Raw genomic sequence first — 25,828 nt, 5'->3', positions numbered from 1 at the left:
AAATGTTTTTCTTAGGGAAAGGGTGAAGTCTGTCCTTTTTTAAACAGTCCGACAACAAAACTAACAAAAAGCTGCTTTTTTTACACACTAAAGTAACTTTGCACAAAGTTTTAACTGCAACGAAAAGTATGAATAATTCAGGTGTAGCTTTTCTTTTGAATTTTTCAGTGTTCTCATAATATCCTCAATTGTCAAGTTAAGTGCAACACTAATGGCCTATTCTTATAATTGGTCTAGAAAGTTAAACCAGTTGTGGCATAACATCCGCTGGACAACTATAGCTTAAACAGCGGCGGGGACGGTGATTCAGCGTGTCTTGAACCAACTGCAGATCCACTAATGAGAGGTTTTTAAAGGAATGCCCCTTTGGGAAGAACTCTCTTAATTGACCATTCACATTCTCATTAGTGCCCCGTTCCCAGGGAGAATATGGATGGGCAAAGTAGATTTCCGTTCCTTGAACCTGATTTAAACTAGCGAATTCCGAGCCGTTGTCAAACGTGATAGTCCGAAAGTTTTCTGCACCGTAATCATCAATCGTATCTTGGAGGGCTTGCCGGCAAGTCTCTGCCCGGTAATCAGGCAATTTAACGATAATTTCCATCCGGCTAACTCGCTCGGTTAACGTCATTAAAGCTGGTTCGGACTCAACCCGTTTGGCTTTCACTAAGTCGCCTTCCCAATGGCCCAACTCCTGACGTTTCCGAACCACTGCGGGCCGGTCTTCAATGGACTGTCCAAGCCGTTTTTTATTCAGGCGGGCATGTCGGTGATTCGGGCGTTTAACGCGGCGACGTAGCTTCATGGGTAAATCATAGTTGTGAAGCTCCGGGAGCTTGCCAGCCTCGATGTACCGATAGACCGTAGCCGTTGATGGGCAGGGAAAGCCCGGGTAATGAGCTTTGAAATAGTGGACATACGTATCGACACTGAAAACTCGTGGCTTAGCTTTTAAAGCTTTCGGCAGGGACTTGAAGAACACGGCAGCCCGCTGCAGTAAACCTTTGGGGTGACACTTGGCCCGCTGTTCTCGATAGTAAGCCGCCCCGCGCTCGGCAAAGTAGCTCTGATATGACCGATGTTTCTGGGAATCAATCTGGGTGGTTAACCCGCGTTTTAATTCGCGAGAAATGGTGCTGGGACTCCGGTGAAGCCGGCTGGCGATCTGACGAACGCCAAATCCTAATCGAGTCAGGGACTCAATTTGACCGCGTTCAAAAGATTGGAGTTGTTGGTAATGCTTAGGCATGATATTCTTAGTTTGGGTCATGAAGACACCTATCCTTATCTGTTGATTTTGTCGTTAATAATAAGAATAGGCCTTCATGGCCTTTTAAGCTAGTCTAATTGGTCTAGTTATCAAGTGTTGCACTTCAATTTTAAATCGGGGGTTCTCATAATATAATGAATGCAGCAAGTTTTATTTACATAAACAAGGAGGAATCATATGATCAACAAAAAACAGCTAGTTACTAGCCAGAAAGTTGCGCTTGTCTTCATTCTTGGCCACTTTATACTTAAGCTGATACATTTTTCCTCATTGTCGGCGGGGATCAGTACCCTATTTGCTATTTTTCATATCTGGGCACTCCTAGTGATCCTAATTGGCATACTTTTTTATCATATGCTTTTGACCTGTATTTTCTATCTCAGCTTTCGTATTCTAAACTATACTTTTAATTTGATTTACCGTTAAATAAATTATTTATTTCATGTTTTTGTCCCAAAACATGAACCTGAAAGCAAAGTCTTGTAATTTAAAAAAGGACTCTGAACATGAATTACATGTTTCGGAGCCCTTTTATTTGCTGGGTAAACAACAAAACTATTTGTCTACGCCCACTTCTTCTTTCACAACATTAACGATTTCCATAACATAATCATGAACCAGTTCTGGTGTCGCCGCTTCTGCCATCACACGAAGTAGGTCTTCTGTACCACTAGGACGAACGAGCACACGACCTTCGCCAGCCATATTACCTTCAACTTCTGCGATTTTATCCTTGATATTTTGATTGTTTAAAGCTTCTTTTTTATCTTGAACACGAACATTGACTAACTCCTGCGGATAAGTTTGTACCTCAGCGGCTAATTCAGACAATTTTTTACCAGTTTGTTTCATGACGTTTAACAATTGTAAGGAGATCAACATACCATCGCCAGTAGTGTTAAAATCTAAGAAAACAACATGCCCTGACTGTTCCCCGCCGACATTATAGCCATTCTTAAGCATCTCTTCCACAACATAACGGTCACCAACTTTTGTTTTAACTGAAACTAAACCGTTTTTCTCCATGGCCTTATACAAGCCAAGATTGCTCATCACAGTCGTAACAATCGTATCTTTTTTCAAGCGACCACGTTGATCCATATATTTACCACAGATATACATGATCTTGTCGCCGTCAACGATCTCACCGTTCTCGTCTACTGCAATACAGCGATCTCCATCGCCATCAAATGCCACACCGACTTCAGCACCCTGTTCAACTACAAACTTACTCAAAGCTTCCGGGTGAGTTGAACCAACATTATCATTAATATTCAAACCATCTGGATTAGTTGCCATTGTTTCAAAATCAGCACCCAAATCAGCAAATAAATTAGAAACGATCGCACTGGTTGCACCATTGGCACCATCGATAGCAACGTGCATCCCTTCCAAATCATCTGGGATCGTCTGCTCCAAAAATTGGATATACTTTAATGCACCTTCGTGGTATTCGCTGATCATACCCAATCCTTCAGCAGATGGACGAGGGAGCTCATCAGTATCTTTAACTAACAATTCTTCGATCTCTTCTTCTTTAGCATCGGAAAGCTTGTAACCATCTCCGCCAAAAAACTTGATCCCATTGTCTGCCACAGGATTGTGAGAAGCAGAAATCATTACCCCAGCATCTGCATCTTGCAACCTAACCAAATATGCTACTCCTGGCGTAGTAATTACACCTAAAGGAAAAACCTCGATCCCCACAGAAAGCAGCCCAGCAATCAAAGCTTCCTGTAACATTTCACCAGAAATTCGGGTGTCCCGTGCTACTAAAACACGAGCTGGTTTATTCGGATCTTTTTTATGCTTAGTTAAAATATATCCGCCGCATCTTCCAAGTTTAAATGCCAATTCAGGACTTAAAGTCTCGTTTGCTATACCTCTAACACCATCTGTACCAAAATATTTCATTCTTAATTGCTCCTCACACTTCATTATAATAACTTTTTTTTAAAATCAAGCAGCAGGATCTGGCTTTTACTCAGGACTACTTGTAGAACTCGAAGAAGAAGATGACCCACTCTCGCCTGAACCTTCACTAGAACCTTTATCAGAACTCACTGCATCACTACTGGAACTGTTACTTGGTTCATATCTAGAATCGCTGCTGCTGGTGGTTTCACTCGTTGACGAAGATCCAGAACTGCTTGAAGACTTGGCATCACTTTTGACATCAATATGCACTTGAATCGTTTCCGGTGAAACTGCCGTTATACCGGAACGATCTGAAACCAATGATATTGTCCGATCTTCATCTGCATCTACCCCTGCCAAAGACACTGGGACTTTGAGTTCATCAATTTTTTTTAAAGCATCTTTCGTACCGGTCAAAGTCACATACTTGGTATCGGTCGAAAAATCATATTTTTTCCCATCAACGCCCTGTCCTCCAGAAACTAATCGAAGCGGGACTTTCTTATGGGAAGAAGCTAAATAAATCGGAACATTAACTCGTGCTGTTTCAGGAGAGATAGTAACATCCAGCTGTTTGCCATTTTCATCAATTGCACGTAACAATACATTTCGTGAAACTGATTTTTTGACATTATCACTTAAGTTAACATCCGCCACGACACTTTCGATTTTCTTAATATCAGTCCGTGCCCCAGTCACTTTAACAGATTGTCGATTTGAATTCGCAACTCCCGCGGCATACTCTTTGGCAATTTTGTTAGAATCATAACGAACTTGAACAGGAAAAGAGGCCTGCCCTTTTTTACTGATTTTTACTTTGATTTTTTCAGGGTCAGTACGCGCACTGATCTCGGAACTTAAACCTGAGGTTTTTAAATTGATCGTATGCGTCCCCGGTTTCAAGCCGTTCAAATCAGCAACCACCTGAAAGTTCCCAGTATTTTCAGCAGCCTTCACCAATCCGCTTGGCCCGATCAAAGAAACCTTGACGTTTTGTGGGACACCTGAAACGTAATATTTGTCATTATTATAACTTAAATTAGGTTCTTTTTTGATAGTTGCTCTAGTATTTTTCATCAATGAAGTACTGATTTGCGACTGATCCTCATTGCCTGACAAATGTTCTGAATTAACATATACAAACAAAAATACAGTCAATAATAGGGCAATCAAACTATACATGATCTTAGATCTAAAAATTTGAGATATTTTCAATGTTTAGCTCCCCCCTTGAACAAACCATCAAAGAACTGAGCAATGGGGTTACTCTTTCTCTCATCTTCTTTAGGGATCAGCTCATTCTTCAAGAATTTCAAATAATCTTCTTGTGATAAATCACGGATCAATTCACTGTTTTTGGTGATCGTCACTCCACCTGTTTCTTCCGAAACAACGATCGTTAACGCATCGGTTACTTCACTGATCCCAACTGCAGCACGATGTCTGGTACCTAGCTCTTTAGGGATCAAATTACTTTCTGATAACGGCAAATAAGCCGCAGCAACAGCAATTTTATTATTTCTAATAATAACAGCACCATCATGTAAAGGCGTATTTGGAATAAAGATATTGATCAGTAACTCACCAGTGACTTCAGCATCCAAATCGATCCCGGTTTCAATATAATCCTCTAAACCAGTATTCATTTGAATCGAGATCAACGCACCGATCCTTCTTTTAGACATATACTGAATAGCCTTGTCTAAAGCAGCCACTAATTTCTTTTCATCCTCATTTTGCCTCCGACTCGCCCCGAAAAGCGAACCACGACCCAGATGTTCCAGTCCACGACGGATCTCTGGTTGAAAAACAACGATAGCTCCAATAACTCCCCAATTAATAATTTGATCCATGATCCAAGAAACTGTATGCAGTCCTAGCCAAGCACTTAAAACTTTGATCAAAATAATGATCACAACACCCTTAAACAACTGAACAGCCTTAGTACCACGAATCAACATCAATAACTTGTAAAAAACAAACCAGACCACTAATATATCTAGCAGATCCGTCAAGTTACGCCATGTAATTAAATTACTCCAGTCAAAGGACACTCAGAATTCCCTCCTTTGAAAAAAATTTACCTTTTTATTATAGCACAGCCACCCGACAGTATCGAATAAAACCAAATTTATCAAATTTTTTATATTAGTATCATAAATTCTTCGGCTGTTTAAAAAAGGCAATAACCTCCCACTGCCGATTTCCGGACTAAACAGTCAAGAAATGTAGCTGTTCGAGCTACGAGCTGCATGTTTTTTACTTACTTTAGCTGTAACTTTTTAAAATCATCTAAATATCTTCTTAATTTGCGATTTTTTCGAACAATAACTGTTAGAATATTCTTAATAAATAACTTCAGAAATAAGGTGCATATTATGTCACGAAAAATTAAATGGTTGATCAGGCTTTCTTTTTTAGCCTATATGATATACATCTATTTAACTGTTTTTCGCCAAGGCGGATATTTTAGTTTTCTACTTTTAAACACTTTTTTGGGTTATCTGCCGATCGAAGCAGCAATGCATATCGATCACAAACAACCAACGATCTTCTTTGTTTTACTGATCATTTTATGGTTGCTTTTCTACCCTAATGCTCCTTATTTATTGACTGACCTCTTTCATCTATCTAGTATCGACCCGTACAATCATACGACTGGACTGATGACATTTAATCTGCACATGTGGTTAACTTTTACCAATTTATTAGTCAGTTCATTATCTTGTACGATTTTAGGAACTTGGAGTTTAGAATATGTTGCCGACCAAATCATGCTGAAAATAAAGTTGAACCACACGTGGATGCGCAACATCTTAGTTGTTATTTTCATTACAGCATCTTCCGTTGGCATCTATATTGGCCGTTTCTTACGTTTACACACAGCCTACCTTTTTTTGAGCCCCAACTGGGTCATTAATGACTTGGTTAAAATGTGGAACCCTCGAATGATGATCTTTGTGATATTTATGACGATCATCCAAATGGTAGACTGGATCACTTTACGATGCTATTTAAAAGCAAATTCAAAAATTGAAGAACTGCCGCAAAAAAAGGTTAACAATGATGTTGCCTAATTGCACAAAAAGGAGGGCTTTCAACCAGAAAAGTCCCCCTTTTTTGTGCAATTATTAAAAAATGCTGCTATCGTTCTTCGCCTAAGATCCTGACTTCGGTCTCTAGATCTACGCCAAATTTGTCCTTGATCACAGCTTGTACATGCTGAATAACGTTTAAATAGTCAGTTGCGGTCGCTGTGCCCTTATTTACAATAAAACCTGCGTGCTTAGTTGAAATTTGAGCTCCACCAATACTGTATCCTTGTAAATCTGCATCATGGATCAGTTTGCCCGTATAATATCCTTGTGGTCGTTTAAAAACACTGCCACAAGAGGGGTACTCTAGTGGTTGTTTAGATGCACGTAAAAAATTCAACTGGTCCATTTGCTCCTTGATTTGCTCCTTTGCTTTCGGCTCTAAAGCGAAGGTCGCTTGCACTACGATCGACTTTTCTTCTTGAATTCGACTATGCCGGTATCCAAAAGCCAGTTCTTCGTTAGAATATTTTTTTTCATTTCCTTCATAATCAACGACTACTACATCCTTGACTGCATCTTTGATCTCGCCACCATAAGCACCAGCATTCATAAAGATCGCTCCGCCAACACTTCCAGGGATCCCAGCGGCAAATTCAATACCGCTCAAACCTGCTTTGCAGGCGACTTGAGTTGTTTTGATCATTGGAGCACCCGCCTGTGCGATAACTTGATCACCATCAACAGTGATATCAGCCATACTTGTCAAAATAACCACCAAACCGCGAATCCCACCATCTTTAACGATCAAGTTGCTTGCATTACCCAAAATCGTCAGCGGAATATTTTGTTTGTTTGCCCAATGACACAAAAGTTGCAATTCTGAAAGTTTTTTCGGAAAAGCTAAAAAGTCGGCCGGCCCACCAGTACAGGTATTTGTATAATGTGATAGCGGTTCTTGCTTTAAAATTTGGACGTCTTGCAGTTCCTTTTCTATTATTTTATTTGTTACAGACATTTATTTTTCCTCACTTACTGAATTATACTATCGTCCATTTTAACATTTTTCTGCTATAATGGGTGCGATGTAAAAGTTTTTCTTTTTCAATAAAACCTGCTGCTTGAGACAAAAACTATCTTTCAAGTGATAGGCCATAATATTTTTCTACACTATTTCAGTTTAATACGAGGAGTTTTTAAATGGATTTTATAGCACTCGATTTTGAAACAGCAAGCCCTAAACGCCATAGTGCTTGTTCACTTGCACTCACGGTAGTGCGTAATGACCAAGTGATCGATGAAATGTATTCCTTGATAAAACCGGCAACCAAATTTTCACCTAACAATATCCGGATACACGGGATCACACCGCAAGATGTCGCGAATTCACCGACTTTTCCGCAACTTTGGCCACATATTTCATCTTTTTTTGGACCACAGAAATTAATAGTCGCTCATAATGCATCTTTCGATGTTAGCGTGTTACGGAAAACATTGGGTTTTTATAAGTTGCCCGTTCCTAATTTCATGGTTTTAGATACTTTAAAAACAAGCCGGCAACTATTAAATGATCTGCCAAATTACCAACTAAACACTGTGTGTGATTTTTTATCAATTTTATTAAAACACCATCATAATGCTTTGGCGGACAGCCGGGCTTGTGCACAAATTTTAATTTCCGAAGCACAACAGTACGGAACAGAGGTTTTAAAACCGTTGATTAGAGCTTACTAATTATAATATACAAAAACAGCAATTCGAATTGCAGTGTTGAGCACACTTTTAATTCGAATTGCTGTTTTTATTGTATTACTCAGCTTTTTTCAAGCTATTCAATAATTCAACATACCTAGAACCATGCGCTTCAAATGTCAGGGTCCGCTCATTATCATGGAAATCATTTTTTGCAAATGAGATCGTCAGATATTCCGCTGGTAAGTCTTCCGCTGCAAATTGCGGCCATTCAACGATCGATACACCGTCACCATCAAAATATTCTTCCAAGCCAAGATCGGCAGCTCCAGTATCTTCCAGACGATACACATCCATGTGATAAAGTGGTAAGCGGCCTTCAGTATACTCTCTGATCAACGTAAAGGTTGGACTTTTAACATTGCGTTTGATGCCCAAACCTCGAGCTATTCCCTTAGTGAAAGTCGTCTTCCCCGCACCAAGCTCTCCTTGCAATAAAATCACATCTCCGGCGTGCAACTGTTGTGCAACTTTCAAAGCAATTTGTTGTGTTTCATCTGCATTATGAGCAATAAAGTCCATTTTATTCATCTTCCTATGTCGTATAATTATTCCATCACGGCTTGAGCGGCAGTCATAATAGCAACATTATATACATCCTGCTCGTTACATCCTCGGGACAAGTCTGAAACAGGCTCATTCAAACCTTGCAAAATAGGCCCGATCGCTTCAAAGCCGCCAAAACGTTGGGCGATCTTATAACCGATATTACCAGATTGAAGTTCAGGGAATACAAATACATTTGCATGACCAGCTACGTTAGAACCTGGAGCTTTTTGTTTGGCAACAGTTGGTACAAAAGAAGCATCAAATTGTAACTCGCCATCAAGTGGTAAGGATGGTGCCTTCTTATGTGCTAACTCGGTAGCATGGGCCATCTTATCCACTTGCTCACCCTTAGCAGAACCCTTAGTTGAAAAGCTTAACATTGCAACTTTAGGGTCAATGTCAAACAAACGTGCAGTATCTGCACTAGTTACAGCGATCTCGGCTAAGTCTTCAGCTGTAGGATCAATATTGATCGCGCAATCAGCGAAAACATATGTCTCTGCACCATCGTCACGTGTCATGATAAAAGCACCACTAGTCCGTTTCAAACCTGGTTTGGTTTTAATGATCTGTAAGGCAGGACGAACAGTGTCGCCAGTCGCATGCGCTGCGCCAGAAACAAGCCCGTCAGCTTTATTCATGTAGACCAACATCGTACCAAAATAGTTAACATCTTTCAACCATTCGCGAGCTTGTTCTTCAGTATTTTTACCCTTCCTGCGCTCAACAAACTTAGCAACCATTTCATCAAAATTGCGTTGTGGATACTTCTCTGGGTCGATCAAGGTCACATTAGCCAAAACATCTTTACCTAATTCATGCGCCAATTCTTTAATTTTACTTTCGTTTCCTAAAACGATCGGCCGTAAGATACCTTCTTGCGCCAAACGTAATGCTGCACCTAAGACACGTGCGTCTTCACCTTCAGGAAATACGATTGCCTTATCTTTTCCCTTGATCTTCCCCTTTAAAGTTGTAAATAGATCCATGATAAATCTCCTCCCTATTATTTAAGCATTTTCTGTTACTAACAAATACTCAAAAGAAAAGCAGGTTTACTGCTCACTTTTATGCACTTAAATTCACTGAAAAGCCCAGTATTATTGATTATGAAAAAGTCGCACCTATGATGGAACGTTTTCCACTGTTTCTGGTAACTGCCAATCAATTGGTGTTTCACCCATTGCCTCAAGAGCCGCATTAGTTTTAGAAAACGGTCTTGAGCCGAAAAATCCGCGATGTGCAGACAATGGACTTGGATGCGGTGATTTAATGATCACATTGCGACTCTGGTCGATCAGCTTGATTTTATCCTGTGCAGCTTTACCCCATAATATAAAAATCACTGGCTTTTGACGAGCCGACAATTTTTCGATCGCGACATCAGTCAATCTTTCCCAACCCTTACCACGATGAGAATAAGCTTGACCATCGCGAACAGTTAAAACAGAGTTCAGCAGCAAGACCCCTTGTTTAGCCCATTTTTCCAAATAACCGTGATTAACAGGTTTGACTCCAAGGTCACTTTGTAATTCTTGATAAATGTTCCTTAGTGATGGCGGGATCGCTACCCCTGGCAAAACAGAGAAACTACAGCCGTGTGCCTGGCGGTATCCGTGGTATGGATCTTGTCCTAAGATCACAACCTTCACGTCAGAAAAAGATGTCCATTCAAATGCCTGAAAAATATGAAACATATCCGGATGAATCGTATAATTCCGATATTCTTCCTTTAAAAAATTATGTAACTCTTGGTAATATGCCTTTTCAAACTCTGGACCTAAAATTTCTTGCCAATCATTGTTGATCAACGTTTTCATAAAAACACCTCTCCTTTATTTTACCATATTAAAGCGCTTTAATTAAGGGAGAATAAAAAAGTTTTAGTTGGTTACAATATACTTTCTTTTATTAGTGTCGTTCATAGTTTAGCGGGCCTATTGAACTAAAACTTTCTGACTAATACTGCGATTCATGCTAGAATATAATGGAGAAAAGAAAAGTGAGGTTACACGGATATGCTACAATTAATTGCTTCTGATATGGATGGAACAATGCTAAATGATCATATGGTTATCTCTGACTACAATGTGGCTGCGATCAAGCATGCTCAGGAAAAAGGGATCCACTTTATTGTTTCAACAGGACGTGCCTTTAAAGAAGTTAAACCATTACTTGACCAGGCCGGAGTTTCCTGTCCTTTGATCACTATGAATGGCGCATTAGTGATAGACGAAAATGGCAAAACACTAAGTTCTGCCCCAATTCCAGACCAACTTGCTCAAAAAATCATCATTTTACTCAAAAAAGCAGGTTTATATTTCGAAGTCATCACATCTCAAGGAGTTTGCTCTGATGATAAAGCCGCTCGGATCGAAAACTTCGCCGAACTTTTATCCAGTATTGATGCAACCACACCATTTAAATTAGCTGTCAGTCTGGCTTCTGCTAGAATGGAGTTAATGGACATTAACTATGTCGATGATTATTATGAATTAGTAAATGACCCGCATATTCAAATTTTCAAAATAGTTGCTTTTAGTCCCCACGGACAAGCTGGACTAGAAAAAGTTCGTCAGGAGATCTCTAAATATGACTCATTGGTCATTACCTCTTCAGGTTCTGGAAATATTGAGGTCAATCATATTAAGGCCCAGAAAGGTTTAGCACTCCAATCATACGCAGACCGCTTGAACATCCCGATGGATAACGTCATGTCAATGGGTGACAATAATAATGATCTCTCAATGATAAAAATCGCTGGGATCAGTTACGCTATGGAAAACGCGACTAAAGAGATCAAAATGGCGGCTAATCACTTAACTAGCAAAAATACCGATAACGGGGCTGGAAAAGCTATCGAAGAACAGCTTACACAACTAGGACTATAAAAGTTAACTATCACAGAAGTTTTACCGGATAGGAAGTGAACCAGAAATGCAAGCATTATACGCTCAACGTATTGGTTTTACTAAAAAGGGCGTGACCACGATCAAGGATGAAGATGACAATATCGTGTACTTTATCACCGGCCGCTGGGGGCTCGTACATGATGTTTTATCAGTTTATAATGTATCAGGTACGCTGTTAGCCGAGATCAAGCAAAGCAGTCTTGGATTATTTCCAAAATTTGACTTATATTCACATCATAAAAAAGTTGGTTCACTTCGCCGTTATTATGGCGTTAGCACCGAAATGCTTTTTGTAAAAGGACTCAACTGGTTTTTAATTGGTAACTTAACTAATTTCCGCTATAAAATCTTTGCAGGTCACGAATGGGTCATGAAAACTGGAACCGTCCAAAAGAATGGTCAGGATACCATCAAGTTTGAATTCCGCTATGAAAAAGATGAAGCACTATGCTTGTGTGTCGCAGCGATCTTAGATTACTGGGCCTCTAATACAAAAAACGTTAAAAACAAGCATCATTTATTCAACTTACAAACGCATACCCGTCCTAGCTTCGACTAAAAAACATCATTCGCTTTTGAAACTGCAGTAGCAGTCTTAAAGCGAATGATGTTTTTGTTTTCGGTTCTTTATCAAGTGGTACTGATGAAATGAATTATTAAAAATAATAAGCAATTGGTCTACTTGGTCAAGCTGCTTGTTCCTGAATGGAATGAGCAGCTTTTTTAGGGACTTTGTCAAATAGTGTTGATGGTCCATAGAACTCTATCTTTATGGTAGGGTTCTTTTTTTACGTGCGCCCGGCATGGGCAGTAACTAGGCGGTGTAAGTCCGCTGTGAGCCGTAGTGGCCGGTATCACGAGTCGAAGACAAGGGTGTCTATCGTGAGGTAGAATCTGAAGGAAGTCCTAGACGAAACATCGAATCGATGAACAAGAAGTGGCTAAAAGGCTGGAAACGGTGGGATGAGATTGCTTAACAAATCGAAGTCCCTGACCACTCGAAACCGTCACAGTAAAGCCAACGGTTTGATGCGAAAGCTACTGCTCTTACCCGGGGAGGTCTGTCATGGTAGTTCTCTCAAGCTGGAAGTTATTTCTGGCAGGAACAGGCTCAATAGTAATGTTGAGTTGTCCATGACAGAAGTCAGCCGAGGCCATAGTAGCCAGTAATGGTGAAGGGCTGAACAACAATAATTTTGATTCATCCTGGAGGTGGAAACAATGCGACAATCGCAGAAAACAGAAAATAAAGCTGACTACCTGCGGAGGGTAACCCTGGAAGGGTCAGAGCAAACAGGAGCGCGTAGCGTTGTTTCTGGTGAAAAGAGAACTCAAAATGGCTTATTACGTGAGAAGGTCTTAGACCGGAATAATTTAAATCGGGCCTTTGTCCATGTCAAGCGTAATAAAGGGGCTGGAGGAATTGACGGCATGTCCGTTGAGGAACTTGGCCCATACTTGAAAGAGAATAACGTAAAACTAATCGAGGCCTTGCGAACCGAAAGCTATGAACCCCAACCTGTCAAACGAGTTGAGATTCCTAAGCCAGATGGTTCGAAACGTCAGTTAGGAATCCCAACGGTCGTTGACCGTGTGGTTCAACAGGCGTTACAACAGCAACTGTCTCCTATTTTTGAAAAAGTATTCTCAGATAATAGTTATGGTTTTCGCCCACACCGCAGTGCACAAAGTGCTGTGAAAAAGGTGGTTGCTTATTATAATCAGGGTTATCACTACGTGGTCGACCTTGATTTAAAGTCCTATTTTGACAATGTGAACCATGATTTACTAATTAAATTTGTTGAAAATTACATTAGTGAGCCATGGGTCTTGCATTTGATTCGTAAGTTCTTGACGAGTGGTGTGATGAATGGTCAACTTTTCGAAGAGTCCGTTAAAGGTACACCGCAAGGTGGCAATATTTCACCATTACTGGCAAATATTTATCTGAACGAGCTGGACAAAGAATTGACCAGAAGAGAACATAAATTTGTACGCTATGCGGATGACTGTAATATCTATGTTAAAAGTAAGCGTGCTGGTGAACGGGTTCTCAAAAGCATCACCCAGTTTTTAGAAAAGAAACTCAAAGTTGAAGTGAATGCAGAAAAGACGCAAGTCGGTTCTCCACTAAGACTGAAGTTTCTAGGTTTTTCGCTGGGTGCGGGACGCAAGGGAGCCTATTTGCGCCCACATCAGAAGTCAAAACAAAGAGTTAAGCAGGAACTGAAACGAATTACTAGGAGGAATCGAGGCGTTAGCCTAGACAAAATTCTCAAAGAAATCAAACAGAAAATGCAGGGCTGGGTTCAGTATTATTCCATTGGAAAAATGTCTTCATTCTTAAGGAATCTAGATGCTTGGTTGCGTTCGCGCATCCGTCAGTACATCTGGAAGCAGTGGAAGAATATTGGAACCCGATTCAAAGCGCTGGTCAAATTAGGGATGAGCCACAAACAAGCCAAAACCTACGCAAATACGCGGAAAGGATACTGGCGTAACGCTCACAGTAAAACACTGTTGATGACCATAACCAATAAAAGACTGACACAACGGGGACTATTAAACATGTCTCAGTTGTATCAGTCAATACAAAGTAAAGCTTAAATTGTTGAACCGCCGTATACGGTTCCGTACGTACGGTGGTGTGGGAGGTCGATAGTGTGAACTATCTCCTACCCGATTGTGACTATGAAAATTCAAACTGACATAACTATTCTTTAATTCGATGAGAAGACGTAAACGGAAGTTTTCAAAGTTCCGGAAACCGTAAGCAGTCTTTTTAATGGCTTTGATCTTGTTGTTTGTTCCTTCCACGGGTCCATTAGAAAAGGTCGTCTGAAAGCTGTTCTTGATTTCTTGTAGATGTTTACGCAAGGTACGATTAGTTTTTTTGATGGGCTCAGGCATGCCTGCAGCTGAACGTGTTAGACTTTCTAAGAGCCTTGGATCTCGCTGATGGACAGCTTGTAAAAGTGTTTGATAATAAACGTAAGCTTGTCGCAAAGCGGAGGACATGTTTAATAAACGCTCCACAATATCCTGTTCACATAACTGCATATTACGAAAGTTTCTGCTTTTACGATAGGTTTTAAAATCAAGTTTGGTCGAGTCTTTAGTTAACGATTTCCAATAATGTTTCAAAGCACGTGCGTTGTGCGAACCCTGTCCCGCCTGTTTCATGGTTTGTGTCCGAACTAAGTTTAAGGCCCGATAAGCTTGGGTTACGACATGGAAGCGGTCGGCAATGATCAGCGCTTGCGGAAAGATCTCATGGATCAAGGATCGATAAGGCGAGTACAGATCAACTGTGACCGTTTGGACTGCCCAGCGAGCTTGACGGTCATATTGTAAAAAGTAACTTCGTAAGTATGTATTATGCCGAGAACGCACGATATCTAACGTGCGGCGTGTCGCAATGTCCATGACAATGATACTCATGCCGCTACTAGAAAAGTTGCCCGCTTTAAAGTCGTCAAAAGCGATATTTTGCGGTAAGAAATGATGATTGGGCCTTAAGTAAGTTGAGAGCTCTTGCGCAAAGCGCATCACTGTCATTCCAGAGATCCCAAAATCAGCGGCAATATCTTTTTGTGAGATATTCTGGTCTAATTTAGAAATAGCCTGATATTTAACGGCTTGTGAGATTTGGTCGTTAGCCTTGACGTCCTTGATCTCCGCAAGTTTTGTAATAGTTTTAGGGCAGGCAGCTGAAGCCGGGCAGAGATATTTTTGTTTGCGGATCGAAAAAACATTTGTGATCCCACCCGAAGGCAAACCGAGCATCTCAACGGTTTTAAAACCGTTGTAGCGCATTTTTTGACCACAAACTGGGCAAGCACAAGGATAAGATTGCCGCAAATGGATCTTGCGGACTTTTTTATGTTGGTAAAATCCTGCAGCTATCACTTTATTCTTATATTTTGGATCAAATTCCAGGTGTGAGTCTTTAATTCCCAATAGATCCAGTGTACAATTCTTCATGTAGGACATTCCTTTCAGTGTAGGGATTGTTTCTTTGAGATGAAGTGTGTCTTCATCTCTATTTTTTTATCATAAAACAAAATTGGTACTGAGAGAAGATTTTTCTATCAGTACCAAATATTATAGAACCTTGTTTTCAAACTAATATATTCATTTAATAATTTTTAAGCGTTCGTTGGATCTCGCGCTCTTGATCGCGACGCTTAATAGATTCACGTTTATCATAATCATGCTTACCTTGGGCAATACCGATCAAGACCTTCGCAAAACCATGCTTGATATAGACTTTAAGAGGAACCAGAGTCACGCCCTTTTTGGAAGTTTCTTGTTCCAAACGCATGATTTCTTTTTTATGCAACAAAAGTTTACGGTTACGCAACGGATCATGATTAAATTGATTACCCTGATCATAAGGTGAAATATGCACGTTTTGCAACCATGCTTCGCCATTCCTGATTTGGGCAAATCCATCTTTTAGATTGATCCGTGCAGCACGAACCGATTTAATTTCAGTTCCAGTTAAAGACACACCAGCCTCAACGGTATCCAAAATATAATAATCATGACTGGCTTTACGATTTTGAGCCAAGGGACGTGAATGTTGTTTCTGTTTTGCCATTCAAATCATCTCCGTATTGTACAAATGTCTTAAAAAGAATAGTTTTCTTAAACATAAATGTCAAGAAATTGGAAATAAGTACAATTACACATCAGTGATCATCTATTCTTACGATGCTGCTTGTTTCCTTTGAAATTTTGGTGTGACTGGTGGGAATGTTGTCCAGACGCTTTATTAGGACGCGAACCATTATTACTGTGACGATTCCCACCTTGGTGCTTATACTTTCCTTTGTTATGAAAGTTACCATTGCGTCTTTGTTGGTCATTATGTCGTTTAGGACGACGGTCAGGTAATTCGACCCCATCAAGCAAATCAGTCTTCGGCGCATGACCTGGATCTGCTAAAGTAAAGTCGACTTCTTTTTGTTCGACATTAACATTGATCAACTTAACTCTGACAGGTTGACCGATACGATAGGTCTGCTTAGTCCGACGGCCAACCAATGCCATTTGTTTTTCTAAATACTCATAATAATCATCTTGGATCTGACTGATATGGATCAAGCCTTCAACAGTATTCGGCAAAGCGATGAACATCCCAAACTTAGTCACAGAACTGACCACAGCATCAAATTCCTCACCAACATGATCTGACATAAATTCTGCCTTTTTCATAGCGTCAGTATCACGTTCGGCAGAAATTCCCCGTCTTTCAGCATCAGAACTATGTGTGGTGATCTCATCTAATTGATCCGCATATTTTTCCTGTGCTTCATCACCGATCCCATTTTCCAAGTAAAAATGAATCAAACGATGGACCATTAAATCAGGATACCGGCGGATTGGAGAAGTAAAATGAGTATAATCAGCAGCAGCGATCCCAAAATGGCCTAAAGGTTCTGGTGAATATTTAGCCTGTTGCATGGATCGCAGCAGCATAGTCGAAACCATGGCTTCCTCAGGTTTACCAGCAACTTTTTTCAAAATGTTTTGTAACATCTTGGGTTTGATCTCTGTTTTTTTACCAGTAACTTCGACTCCCAAACCTCCAAGCATTTCAAAGAATGTATCGATTTTTTCGGGTTTAGGACTTTCATGGATCCGATAAACGAATGGTACCTTTAACTTATGAAAATGTGCAGCAACTGTTTCGTTGGCAGCCAACATAAATGACTCGACCATTCTTTCACTGGTTCCACGTTCTCTGAGCTGAATATCCGTTGGGTGCCCCTGCTCATCAACAATAATCTTTGCTTCTGTATCGTCGAATTCGATCGCGCCACGACGTTTACGCATTTTCAACAAGATTTTATGCAATTCCGCCATGTCTTGAAACATCGGTACTAAATCAGCATAACGATCCATCGTTTTTTGGTCATGTGACTCAACGATTTTATTGATGGCAATATAAGTCATCCGTTCAGTTGACTTAATAATACTTGGAAAGATCCTGTGATCAACTACATGACCATCAGGGTCGATCTCCATCTCACAAGTCATCGCACATCTTTCGACGTGTGGATTTAAAGAACAGATGCCATTTGAAAGTTTGGGCGGCAGCATTGGGATCACACGGTCTGTTAAATAAACAGATGTCCCACGCTCAAAGGCTTCACGATTTAAAGCCGTGCCCGGAGTAACATAATGTGAAACATCAGCAATGTGCACACCTAAGTGAAAATTGCCATTGTCCATCTTCCAAACATTAACTGCATCATCCAAGTCTTTTGATTCAATACTATCGATCGTAACTAAATTTTGATCAGTTAAATCTTCGCGACCAGCTTTTTCTTCATCTGTAACATGGTCTGGAATAGCCTCTGCTTCATCCATAACATCTTCGGGAAATTCATGTGGAATTTCATGCTCGTAAACGATCTGTAAAATATCCATTCCAGGATCATTCACATTTCCCAAAATTTTGACGGCTACACCCTTCAATATCCCGGGCAATGCCGCACTTGGATAAGCAGAAATATCTGCCAAAATAACTTCACCGGCCACCGGGTGAAGTCCTTTATCTTCTAGTAAAAACTTGAAATTAGACAACTTCTTGTCTTTTAAGTGAACTGTCCCAATAATACCAGCGGGCAAATTTTCATCTTCAGCAGATTGAAATTCACCAACCACCTGAGACAAGGAATGGTTTAAGATCTCAACGATTTTTCCTTCTGGACGTTTATTGATCGTTGGGTCTCCATCACCGATCTTTTCAATTTTGACTTCATCCCCATTTAAAGCAGAGAGGGTTGCCGTTGGGTTGATGAAAAAATCGGGCTCTTCAGGGTCAACAGTTACAAAACCGTAGCCGCGATCATTTGCATGAAATATTCCCATTAAGTTTTCAGAGTCAGCACTTTGTGCTAATGAAAAATTGCCTTCATCATCTAAATCTACTTTCTTATCATGTTCCATTTGAGTCAGTGCCTGAACAACAAACTTAAACTGTCCTGCACCTTCCATACCGAGTTTTTGAACCAGTTCACCAACTGCAAATTTTTTAGTTGGTTCTGCTTGAAAAAGCTCGGTTAATTTTTCAATAATCTTTTCTTTATTCATCTAAATCCCCGTATCATAACAATTTTGACTTTTACCAAACAAAAAACCCTCCTGTTTCATACTGTGCAGGAGGTTTACTTCAAAGTTAGTGTGAAGAAATATATACCAAAGCCAGCGCCAAAGCGAAAAATAACACTCCTAAAACAACTGTAACTCTCTGCATAAAAGCTTCAAAACCACGTGGCTTTTGTTTACTAAATAGGTCTGTTGCTCCGCCGGACAATGCCGAAGCAGCATTATCATTCTTTGCTGGTTGCATCAAAACAGCGATGATGATCAAGACTGAGTCGATCAGCAATAGGGTCAATAATGTATTGTACAAACAAGTTTCCTCCTTACCTATCTAGGTGTAACCTACATCCATTCTAATTTAGCACAAAACAGCCGATAAAACAACCAGAGTATCACTAATATGGCTATATTCAACTGTCATTATAGCAAAAACTTTATTAGGATGTATACAAAAAACCCGTACCTAAACAGTCGGGCCAAATCGATCTGGTCTGTGTTTAAATACGGTTCTATAATATTTGGTACTGATAGAAAAATCTTCTCTCAGTACCAATTTTGTTTTATGATAAAAAAATAGAGATGAAGACACACTTCATCTCAAAGAAACAATCCCTACACTGAAAGGAATGTCCTACATGAAGAATTGTACACTGGATCTATTGGGAATTAAAGACTCACACCTGGAATTTGATCCAAAATATAAGAATAAAGTGATAGCTGCAGGATTTTACCAACATAAAAAAGTCCGCAAGATCCATTTGCGGCAATCTTATCCTTGTGCTTGCCCAGTTTGTGGTCAAAAAATGCGCTACAACGGTTTTAAAACCGTTGAGATGCTCGGTTTGCCTTCGGGTGGGATCACAAATGTTTTTTCGATCCGCAAACAAAAATATCTCTGCCCGGCTTCAGCTGCCTGCCCTAAAACTATTACAAAACTTGCGGAGATCAAGGACGTCAAGGCTAACGACCAAATCTCACAAGCCGTTAAATATCAGGCTATTTCTAAATTAGACCAGAATATCTCACAAAAAGATATTGCCGCTGATTTTGGGATCTCTGGAATGACAGTGATGCGCTTTGCGCAAGAGCTCTCAACTTACTTAAGGCCCAATCATCATTTCTTACCGCAAAATATCGCTTTTGACGACTTTAAAGCGGGCAACTTTTCTAGTAGCGGCATGAGTATCATTGTCATGGACATTGCGACACGCCGCACGTTAGATATCGTGCGTTCTCGGCATAATACATACTTACGAAGTTACTTTTTACAATATGACCGTCAAGCTCGCTGGGCAGTCCAAACGGTCACAGTTGATCTGTACTCGCCTTATCGATCCTTGATCCATGAGATCTTTCCGCAAGCGCTGATCATTGCCGACCGCTTCCATGTCGTAACCCAAGCTTATCGGGCCTTAAACTTAGTTCGGACACAAACCATGAAACAGGCGGGACAGGGTTCGCACAACGCACGTGCTTTGAAACATTATTGGAAATCGTTAACTAAAGACTCGACCAAACTTGATTTTAAAACCTATCGTAAAAGCAGAAACTTTCGTAATATGCAGTTATGTGAACAGGATATTGTGGAGCGTTTATTAAACATGTCCTCCGCTTTGCGACAAGCTTACGTTTATTATCAAACACTTTTACAAGCTGTCCATCAGCGAGATCCAAGGCTCTTAGAAAGTCTAACACGTTCAGCTGCAGGCATGCCTGAGCCCATCAAAAAAACTAATCGTACCTTGCGTAAACATCTACAAGAAATCAAGAACAGCTTTCAGACGACCTTTTCTAATGGACCCGTGGAAGGAACAAACAACAAGATCAAAGCCATTAAAAAGACTGCTTACGGTTTCCGGAACTTTGAAAACTTCCGTTTACGTCTTCTCATCGAATTAAAGAATAGTTATGTCAGTTTGAATTTTCATAGTCACAATCGGGTAGGAGATAGTTCACACTATCGACCTCCCACACCACCGTACGTACGGAACCGTATACGGCGGTTCAACAACTTAAGCTTTTGCTTGAATAGACTGGTACAGTTTGGACAGATTTATTAGCCCACGCTGTGCCAGTCTTTTATTAGTTATGGTCATCAACAGTGTTTTACTGTGCGCGTTGCGCCAGTATCCCTTACGAGTATTGACGTAGATTTTCGCCTGTTTGGGTGTCAAGCCTAGTTTAATCAATGCTTTATAACGGGTTCCGATATTCTTCCACTGTTTCCAGATATACTGGCGGATGCGCGAGCGCAACCATTTGTCTAGTTGTTGGAGAAAGGTTTTCATCTTCCCAATGGAATAATATTGGATCCAGCCCTGCATTTTCTGCTTAATTTCATGCAGAATCCTATCAAGGCTGACGCCTCGGCTTCTCTTGGTGATTCTTGTCAATTCCTGTTTAATTCTCTGTTTAGGTTTTTGATGAGGACGCGGGTAGGCGCTATTGCGTCCCACACCCAGCGAAAAACCTAGAAACTTCAGTCTTAGTGGAGAACCGACTTGCGTCTTTTCTGCATTCACTTCAACTTTGAGTTCCTTTTCTAAAAACTGGGTGATGCTTTTGAGAACCCGTTCACCCGCACGCTTACTTTTAACATAGATATTACAGTCATCCGCATAGCGTACAAATTTATGTCCTCTTTTGGTCAATTCTTTGTCCAGCTCGTTCAGATAAATATTTGCTAGTAATGGTGAAATATTGCCACCTTGCGGTGTACCTTTAGCGGACTTCTCGAAAAATCGACCATTCATAACACCACTCGTCAAGAACTTACGAATCAAATGCAAGACCCATGGCTCACTAATGTAATTTTCAACAAATTTAATTAGTAAATCATGGTTCACATTGTCAAAATAGGACTTTAAATCAAGGTCGACCACGTAGTGATAACCCTGATTATAATAAGCAACCACCTTTTTCACAGCACTTTGTGCACTGCGGTGTGGTCGAAAACCATAACTATTATCTGAGAATACTTTTTCAAAAATAGGAGACAGTTGCTGTTGTAACGCCTGTTGAACCACACGGTCAACGACCGTTGGGATTCCTAACTGACGTTTCGAACCATCTGGCTTAGGAATCTCAACTCGTTTGACAGGTTGGGGTTCATAGCTTTCGGTTCGCAAGGCCTCGATTAGTTTTACGTTATTCTCTTTCAAGTATGGGCCAAGTTCCTCAACGGACATGTCGTCAATTCCTCCAGCCCCTTTATTACGCTTGACATGGACAAAGGCCCGATTTAAATTATTCCGGTCTAAGACCTTCTCACGTAATAAGCCATTTTGAGTTCTCTTTTCACCAGAAACAACGCTACGCGCTCCTGTTTGCTCTGACCCTTCCAGGGTTACCCTCCGCAGGTAGTCAGCTTTATTTTCTGTTTTCTGCGATTGTCGTATTGTTTCCACCTCCAGGATGAATCAAAATTATTGTTGTTCAGCCCTTCACCATTACTGGCTACTATGGCCTCGGCTGACTTCTGTCATGGACAACTCAACATTACTATTGAGCCTGTTCCTGCCAGAAATAACTTCCAGCTTGAGAGAACTACCATGACAGACCTCCCCGGGTAAGAGCAGTAGCTTTCGCATCAAACCGTTGGCTTTACTGTGACGGTTTCGAGTGGTCAGGGACTTCGATTTGTTAAGCAATCTCATCCCACCGTTTCCAGCCTTTTAGCCACTTCTTGTTCATCGATTCGATGTTTCGTCTAGGACTTCCTTCAGATTCTACCTCACGATAGACACCCTTGTCTTCGACTCGTGATACCGGCCACTACGGCTCACAGCGGACTTACACCGCCTAGTTACTGCCCATGCCGGGCGCACGTAAAAAAAGAACCCTACCATAAAGATAGAGTTCTATGGACCATCAACACTATTTGACAAAGTCCCTAAAAAAGCTGCTCATTCCATTCAGGAACAAGCAGCTTGACCAAGTAGACCAATTGCTTATTATTTTTAATAATTCATTTCATCAGTACCACTTGATAAAGAACCTTAAATACGAGCTTTTTCAGGATCTACTGCTTATTTGTTGAAGTTAACTAATTGCAAGTATGATTCAGGAACTAATGAAGCACCACCGACTAAACCGCCATCGATATCTTCTTTAGACATTAATTCTTTAACGTTAGCAGGTTTAACTGAGCCACCGTACTGAATGCGAACTTTATCAGCAACTGTTTGATCATACAATTTAGCAACTGTTTGCCGAACGATCGCGCAAACTTCTTCAGCTTGGTCGGAACTAGCTGTTTTGCCAGTACCAATAGCCCAGATTGGTTCATAAGCAATAACAAGAGAAGAAACTTGGTCAGCTGTCAAATCTTTCAAAGCAGCTGTAACTTGTCCTTCGACCCATTCTTGATATTTACCAGCTTCACGAGTTTCAAGAGTCTCACCACAGCAAATGATAGGTGTGAGACCATTTCTGAAGATCGCATGAGCTTTTTTGTTGATGTCTTCATCTGTTTCATGGAAATATTCACGACGCTCTGAGTGGCCGATGATCACATAGTCAACGCCCATTTCAGCCAAAACTTTTGGTGAAGTTTCACCAGTAAAGGCACCTTCGTCTTCAAAATAACTGTTTTCAGCAGCCACTTTAAGACTTGAACCCTTAGCATTTTCAAGCAATGCAGGCAAGTCAACAGCCGGTGCGCCGATCACAGCTTCAACGCTGCCGTCAGTAGGCAGTTGATCCTTAACAGCTTTAACGAATTCAGCAGTTTGTTCTGGATTCATGTTTAATTTCCAGTTACCTGCGATAATTGGTGTACGCATAAAATATACCTCTCCTTCAAAAAAATAATTGCGGGCAAAACCAATACTCGCAATTATAATAAATTTTTTATTTTCCTAGATTATTTGTTGGAAACTGCAGCAATACCAGGTAATTCTTTACCTTCAAGATATTCAAGTGATGCACCGCCACCAGTAGAAATATGAGTAAGCTTGTCGCCTACACCAAGTTCCTTAACAGCAGCAGTCGAATCGCCACCACCAACGATAGTAGATGCGTCAGTTAAAGTACCTAAGAATTTACCTACTTCAAGAGTACCTTTAGCAAAGTTGCTCATTTCGAATACACCCATTGGGCCATTCCAAACAACTGTCTTAGCATCTTTCAAAGTATCCTTGAACAATTCGATTGACTTAGGACCGATATCTAAAGCCATTTCACCATCAGGAATGTCTCCTTCTACAACTTCACTAGGAGCGTCATTCTTAAATTCAGGTGCAACAACATTATCAACTGGTAATACTAACTTGTCGCCAGCTTTTTCAATAATTTGCTTAGCAAGATCGATCTTATCTTCTTCAACAAGAGAATTACCGATCTTGATACCTTTAGCAGCATAGAATGTATAAGTCATCCCACCACCGATAACAACTTTGTCAGCTTTTGATAACAAATGATCGATGACACCGATCTTATCTGAAACTTTAGCACCACCCAGGATAGCAACAAATGGATGTTTAGGATCATCCACAGCATTACCCAAGAACTTGATTTCTTTTTCTAACAAGAAACCAGCAGCGACTTGGTCCATGTTACTTGCAATACCAACGTTAGAAGCATGTGAACGGTGAGCAGTACCGAAAGCATCGTTGACATAAACGTCACCAAGTGATGCCCAGTATTTACCAAGTTCAGGATCGTTACCTGATTCTTTTTTGCCGTCTAAATCTTCGAAACGAGTATTTTCAACTAACAAAACATCGCCATCAGATAATTTGTCGATTGCTTCTTCTAATTGAGGTCCACGTGTTACAGGAACGAAAGTAACTGGTTTGTCGAGTAATTCAGCCAAATGCTGTGCAACTGGACGAAGAGTTAATTCTTTCTTGTCTTCTTCCTTCTTAACACGGCCAAGGTGTGAGAACAAGATAGCCTTTCCGCCATTTTCAGTAACATATTTAATGGTTGGAAGTGCAGCTACCATTCGGTTATCATCACCGATTTTGCTGTCTTTCAAAGGGACATTAAAGTCAACACGGATCAAGACTTTTTTTCCTTTAAGATCTTTCAGATCTGAAACTGTTAATTTAGCCATTGAAAACCCTCCATTGATTTTTCTCGGAAACAAGAGTCGCACTGATACTTAAAAAGCTAGCCCTAGTTCCCGTGCTTATTTCAAAGAAAAAGCGGAAGGAGTTTTGCCTCCCCCGCCTTAATTAGCGCCACACAGGCGTAATATTCAATTTAAAATCGAATATTAAAGCATGCTAGCAAATTTTTCAAGTGTACGGATCATTTGAGCTGTAAAGCCAGATTCGTTGTCATACCAAGCAACTGTCTTAACAACTTGGCCTTCACCATCACCAACAACTTGTGTTTGTGTTGGGTCAAAGACTGAACCAAATGTTGTACCGATGATATCTGAAGAAACGATGCCGTCAGCATTGTAACCAAATGATTCGTTACCATCAGTAACTTTCTTAACTGCTTCGTTAACTTCGTCAGCTGTTACAACTTTGTCCAAAGTTGTTACTAATTCTGTCAATGAACCTGTGATAACTGGAACACGTTGTGCATGTCCATCCAATTTACCGTTCAATTCAGGAACAACCAAGCCAAGAGCCTTAGCAGCACCAGTTGAATGAGGAATTGTGTTTTGAGCAGCAGCACGAGCGTTACGAACGTTGCCCTTCTTGTCAGGACCATCTTGTAATAACTGTGTAGCTGTGTAAGCATGAACAGTTGTCATTGTACCTGCTTTGATACCAAATGCATCGTTAACAGCCTTTGCAAGAGGTGCCAAGCAGTTTGTTGTACATGAAGCAGCTGAAACGATCTTGTCGTCTGCTGACATTGTGTCATCATTAACGCCATAAACGATTGTCTTCATGTCGCCAGCTGGTGCAGAAACAAGAACACGTTTTGCGCCTGCATCCAAATGAGCAGTTGCTTTTTCTGTAGAAGTATAGAAACCTGTTGATTCAAGTACTAATTCTACGCCGTCATTCTTAACCCAAGGAATGTTGTGTGCATCTGCTTCAGCATATACAGGGATAGTCTTGCCATTAACAACAAGTGCGTTGTCTGTTGCGGAAACTTCAGCGTCAAATTGACCATGAGCTGTATCGTACTTCAACAAATGAGCGAGCATTGCAGGTGAAGTTAAATCATTAATTGCAACAACTTCCAAGTCCTTTGATGTTGCAGCAATACGACGGAATGCCAAACGGCCGATACGGCCAAAGCCATTAATACCTACTTTAGTAGTCATACTAAAATTTTCCTCCTTTAGGAAATAAAAAATTTATTTTAAA

General features: G+C 40.5%; 21 protein-coding genes and 1 pseudogene. 6 read left to right on the top strand and 16 right to left on the bottom strand.

Annotated features, from left to right (window positions below; all coding sequences use genetic code 11):
- Window positions 1-241: 241 nt before the first annotated feature.
- The 4 genes from BQ5903_RS04325 to cdaA all read right to left on the bottom strand — a co-directional run bounded on the left by BQ5903_RS04325 (window position 242) and on the right by cdaA (window position 5,241).
- Window positions 242-1,270 carry an IS30 family transposase gene (locus BQ5903_RS04325; protein ID WP_079578752.1) on the bottom strand — a complete coding sequence of 343 codons (1,029 nt, stop codon included), beginning with the start codon at window positions 1,268-1,270 and terminating at the stop codon, window positions 242-244.
- Window positions 1,271-1,825: 555 nt separating this feature from the next.
- Window positions 1,826-3,184, bottom strand: coding sequence for a phosphoglucosamine mutase (gene glmM / locus BQ5903_RS04320; protein ID WP_079578954.1), 1,359 nt, complete (start codon window positions 3,182-3,184; stop codon window positions 1,826-1,828).
- Between the two features lie 66 nt (window positions 3,185-3,250).
- Window positions 3,251-4,402 (bottom strand): CdaR family protein, encoded by a 1,152-nt coding sequence (locus BQ5903_RS04315; RefSeq protein ID WP_154022012.1) that lies wholly within the window; start codon window positions 4,400-4,402, stop codon window positions 3,251-3,253.
- Complete coding sequence (gene cdaA, locus BQ5903_RS04310) at window positions 4,399-5,241, bottom strand: diadenylate cyclase CdaA (protein WP_010498036.1); 843 nt, start codon at window positions 5,239-5,241, stop codon at window positions 4,399-4,401. The genes BQ5903_RS04315 and cdaA overlap by 4 nt, the downstream gene beginning before the upstream one ends.
- Window positions 5,242-5,565: 324 nt before the next feature.
- Here cdaA and BQ5903_RS04305 point away from each other — a divergent pair, with 324 nt between their 5' ends.
- The gene (locus tag BQ5903_RS04305) at window positions 5,566-6,264 is read left to right on the top strand and encodes a DUF1361 domain-containing protein (protein WP_010498034.1); all 699 of its coding nucleotides are present in this window, start codon (window positions 5,566-5,568) and stop codon (window positions 6,262-6,264) included.
- Window positions 6,265-6,331: 67 nt separating this feature from the next.
- Here the strand turns inward: BQ5903_RS04305 and murB are convergent, their stop codons facing one another.
- Complete coding sequence (gene murB / locus BQ5903_RS04300; RefSeq protein ID WP_079578952.1) at window positions 6,332-7,240, bottom strand: UDP-N-acetylmuramate dehydrogenase; 909 nt, start codon at window positions 7,238-7,240, stop codon at window positions 6,332-6,334.
- A gap of 182 nt (window positions 7,241-7,422) precedes the next feature.
- Here murB and BQ5903_RS04295 point away from each other — a divergent pair, with 182 nt between their 5' ends.
- Window positions 7,423-7,956: a 3'-5' exonuclease gene (locus tag BQ5903_RS04295; RefSeq protein ID WP_010498027.1), complete on the top strand. Its 534-nt coding sequence runs from the start codon at window positions 7,423-7,425 to the stop codon at window positions 7,954-7,956.
- 75 nt (window positions 7,957-8,031) lie between these two features.
- Here the strand turns inward: BQ5903_RS04295 and tsaE are convergent, their stop codons facing one another.
- From tsaE to BQ5903_RS04280, 3 genes are all read right to left on the bottom strand, one after another.
- The gene (tsaE, locus tag BQ5903_RS04290; protein ID WP_010498021.1) at window positions 8,032-8,496 is read right to left on the bottom strand and encodes a tRNA (adenosine(37)-N6)-threonylcarbamoyltransferase complex ATPase subunit type 1 TsaE; all 465 of its coding nucleotides are present in this window, start codon (window positions 8,494-8,496) and stop codon (window positions 8,032-8,034) included.
- A gap of 26 nt (window positions 8,497-8,522) precedes the next feature.
- Window positions 8,523-9,512 carry a phosphate acetyltransferase gene (gene pta / locus BQ5903_RS04285; protein WP_010498019.1) on the bottom strand — a complete coding sequence of 330 codons (990 nt, stop codon included), beginning with the start codon at window positions 9,510-9,512 and terminating at the stop codon, window positions 8,523-8,525.
- 135 nt (window positions 9,513-9,647) lie between these two features.
- The gene (locus tag BQ5903_RS04280; protein ID WP_010498017.1) at window positions 9,648-10,343 is read right to left on the bottom strand and encodes a uracil-DNA glycosylase; all 696 of its coding nucleotides are present in this window, start codon (window positions 10,341-10,343) and stop codon (window positions 9,648-9,650) included.
- A gap of 198 nt (window positions 10,344-10,541) precedes the next feature.
- On the opposite strand from BQ5903_RS04280, the gene BQ5903_RS04275 reads away from it, so the two are divergent.
- The 3 genes from BQ5903_RS04275 to ltrA (BQ5903_RS04265) all read left to right on the top strand — a co-directional run bounded on the left by BQ5903_RS04275 (window position 10,542) and on the right by ltrA (BQ5903_RS04265) (window position 14,042).
- Complete coding sequence (locus BQ5903_RS04275; protein WP_056971806.1) at window positions 10,542-11,414, top strand: Cof-type HAD-IIB family hydrolase; 873 nt, start codon at window positions 10,542-10,544, stop codon at window positions 11,412-11,414.
- 46 nt (window positions 11,415-11,460) lie between these two features.
- Window positions 11,461-11,994, top strand: a complete 534-nt coding sequence (locus BQ5903_RS04270) for an LURP-one-related/scramblase family protein (protein ID WP_010498013.1) — start codon at window positions 11,461-11,463, stop codon at window positions 11,992-11,994.
- A 662-nt stretch (window positions 11,995-12,656) separates the two neighbouring features.
- Entirely contained in the window at window positions 12,657-14,042 is a 1,386-nt protein-coding gene (gene ltrA, locus BQ5903_RS04265) for a group II intron reverse transcriptase/maturase (protein ID WP_079578950.1), read from the top strand.
- On the opposite strand, the gene BQ5903_RS04260 is transcribed toward ltrA (BQ5903_RS04265), so the two are convergent.
- The 4 genes from BQ5903_RS04260 to secG all read right to left on the bottom strand — a co-directional run bounded on the left by BQ5903_RS04260 (window position 14,022) and on the right by secG (window position 18,861).
- Window positions 14,022-15,419, bottom strand: a complete 1,398-nt coding sequence (locus BQ5903_RS04260) for an ISL3 family transposase (RefSeq protein WP_231920918.1) — start codon at window positions 15,417-15,419, stop codon at window positions 14,022-14,024. The genes ltrA (BQ5903_RS04265) and BQ5903_RS04260 overlap by 21 nt on opposite strands.
- A gap of 154 nt (window positions 15,420-15,573) precedes the next feature.
- Window positions 15,574-16,038: an SsrA-binding protein SmpB gene (smpB, locus tag BQ5903_RS04255; protein WP_010498008.1), complete on the bottom strand. Its 465-nt coding sequence runs from the start codon at window positions 16,036-16,038 to the stop codon at window positions 15,574-15,576.
- 98 nt (window positions 16,039-16,136) lie between these two features.
- A complete protein-coding gene (gene rnr / locus BQ5903_RS04250) occupies window positions 16,137-18,539 on the bottom strand; it encodes a ribonuclease R (RefSeq protein WP_010498006.1) in 2,403 nt (800 codons plus the stop codon).
- Window positions 18,540-18,624: 85 nt separating this feature from the next.
- Window positions 18,625-18,861, bottom strand: a complete 237-nt coding sequence (secG, locus tag BQ5903_RS04245; protein ID WP_010498005.1) for a preprotein translocase subunit SecG — start codon at window positions 18,859-18,861, stop codon at window positions 18,625-18,627.
- A 325-nt stretch (window positions 18,862-19,186) separates the two neighbouring features.
- On the opposite strand from secG, the pseudogene BQ5903_RS04240 reads away from it, so the two are divergent.
- Window positions 19,187-20,485 (top strand): annotated as a pseudogene (locus tag BQ5903_RS04240) (ISL3 family transposase); the annotation flags it as partial.
- Window positions 20,486-20,563: 78 nt separating this feature from the next.
- Here the strand turns inward: BQ5903_RS04240 and ltrA (BQ5903_RS04235) are convergent.
- The 4 genes from ltrA (BQ5903_RS04235) to gap all read right to left on the bottom strand — a co-directional run bounded on the left by ltrA (BQ5903_RS04235) (window position 20,564) and on the right by gap (window position 25,785).
- A complete protein-coding gene (gene ltrA, locus BQ5903_RS04235) occupies window positions 20,564-21,949 on the bottom strand; it encodes a group II intron reverse transcriptase/maturase (RefSeq protein ID WP_079579652.1) in 1,386 nt (461 codons plus the stop codon).
- Between the two features lie 630 nt (window positions 21,950-22,579).
- Window positions 22,580-23,335 (bottom strand): triose-phosphate isomerase, encoded by a 756-nt coding sequence (tpiA, locus tag BQ5903_RS04230; protein ID WP_010498002.1) that lies wholly within the window; start codon window positions 23,333-23,335, stop codon window positions 22,580-22,582.
- Window positions 23,336-23,415: 80 nt separating this feature from the next.
- Window positions 23,416-24,609 (bottom strand): phosphoglycerate kinase, encoded by a 1,194-nt coding sequence (locus BQ5903_RS04225; RefSeq protein ID WP_056988119.1) that lies wholly within the window; start codon window positions 24,607-24,609, stop codon window positions 23,416-23,418.
- 162 nt (window positions 24,610-24,771) lie between these two features.
- On the bottom strand, window positions 24,772-25,785 hold the full coding sequence (gap, locus tag BQ5903_RS04220) for a type I glyceraldehyde-3-phosphate dehydrogenase (RefSeq protein WP_079578948.1): 1,014 nt from the start codon (window positions 25,783-25,785) through the stop codon (window positions 24,772-24,774).
- Window positions 25,786-25,828 lie beyond the last annotated feature (43 nt).

Source organism: Ligilactobacillus acidipiscis (assembly GCF_900116935.1).
In the GTDB taxonomy this organism is placed as follows: domain Bacteria; phylum Bacillota; class Bacilli; order Lactobacillales; family Lactobacillaceae; genus Ligilactobacillus; species Ligilactobacillus acidipiscis.
This window is presented reverse-complemented; position numbering and strand designations above follow the sequence as displayed.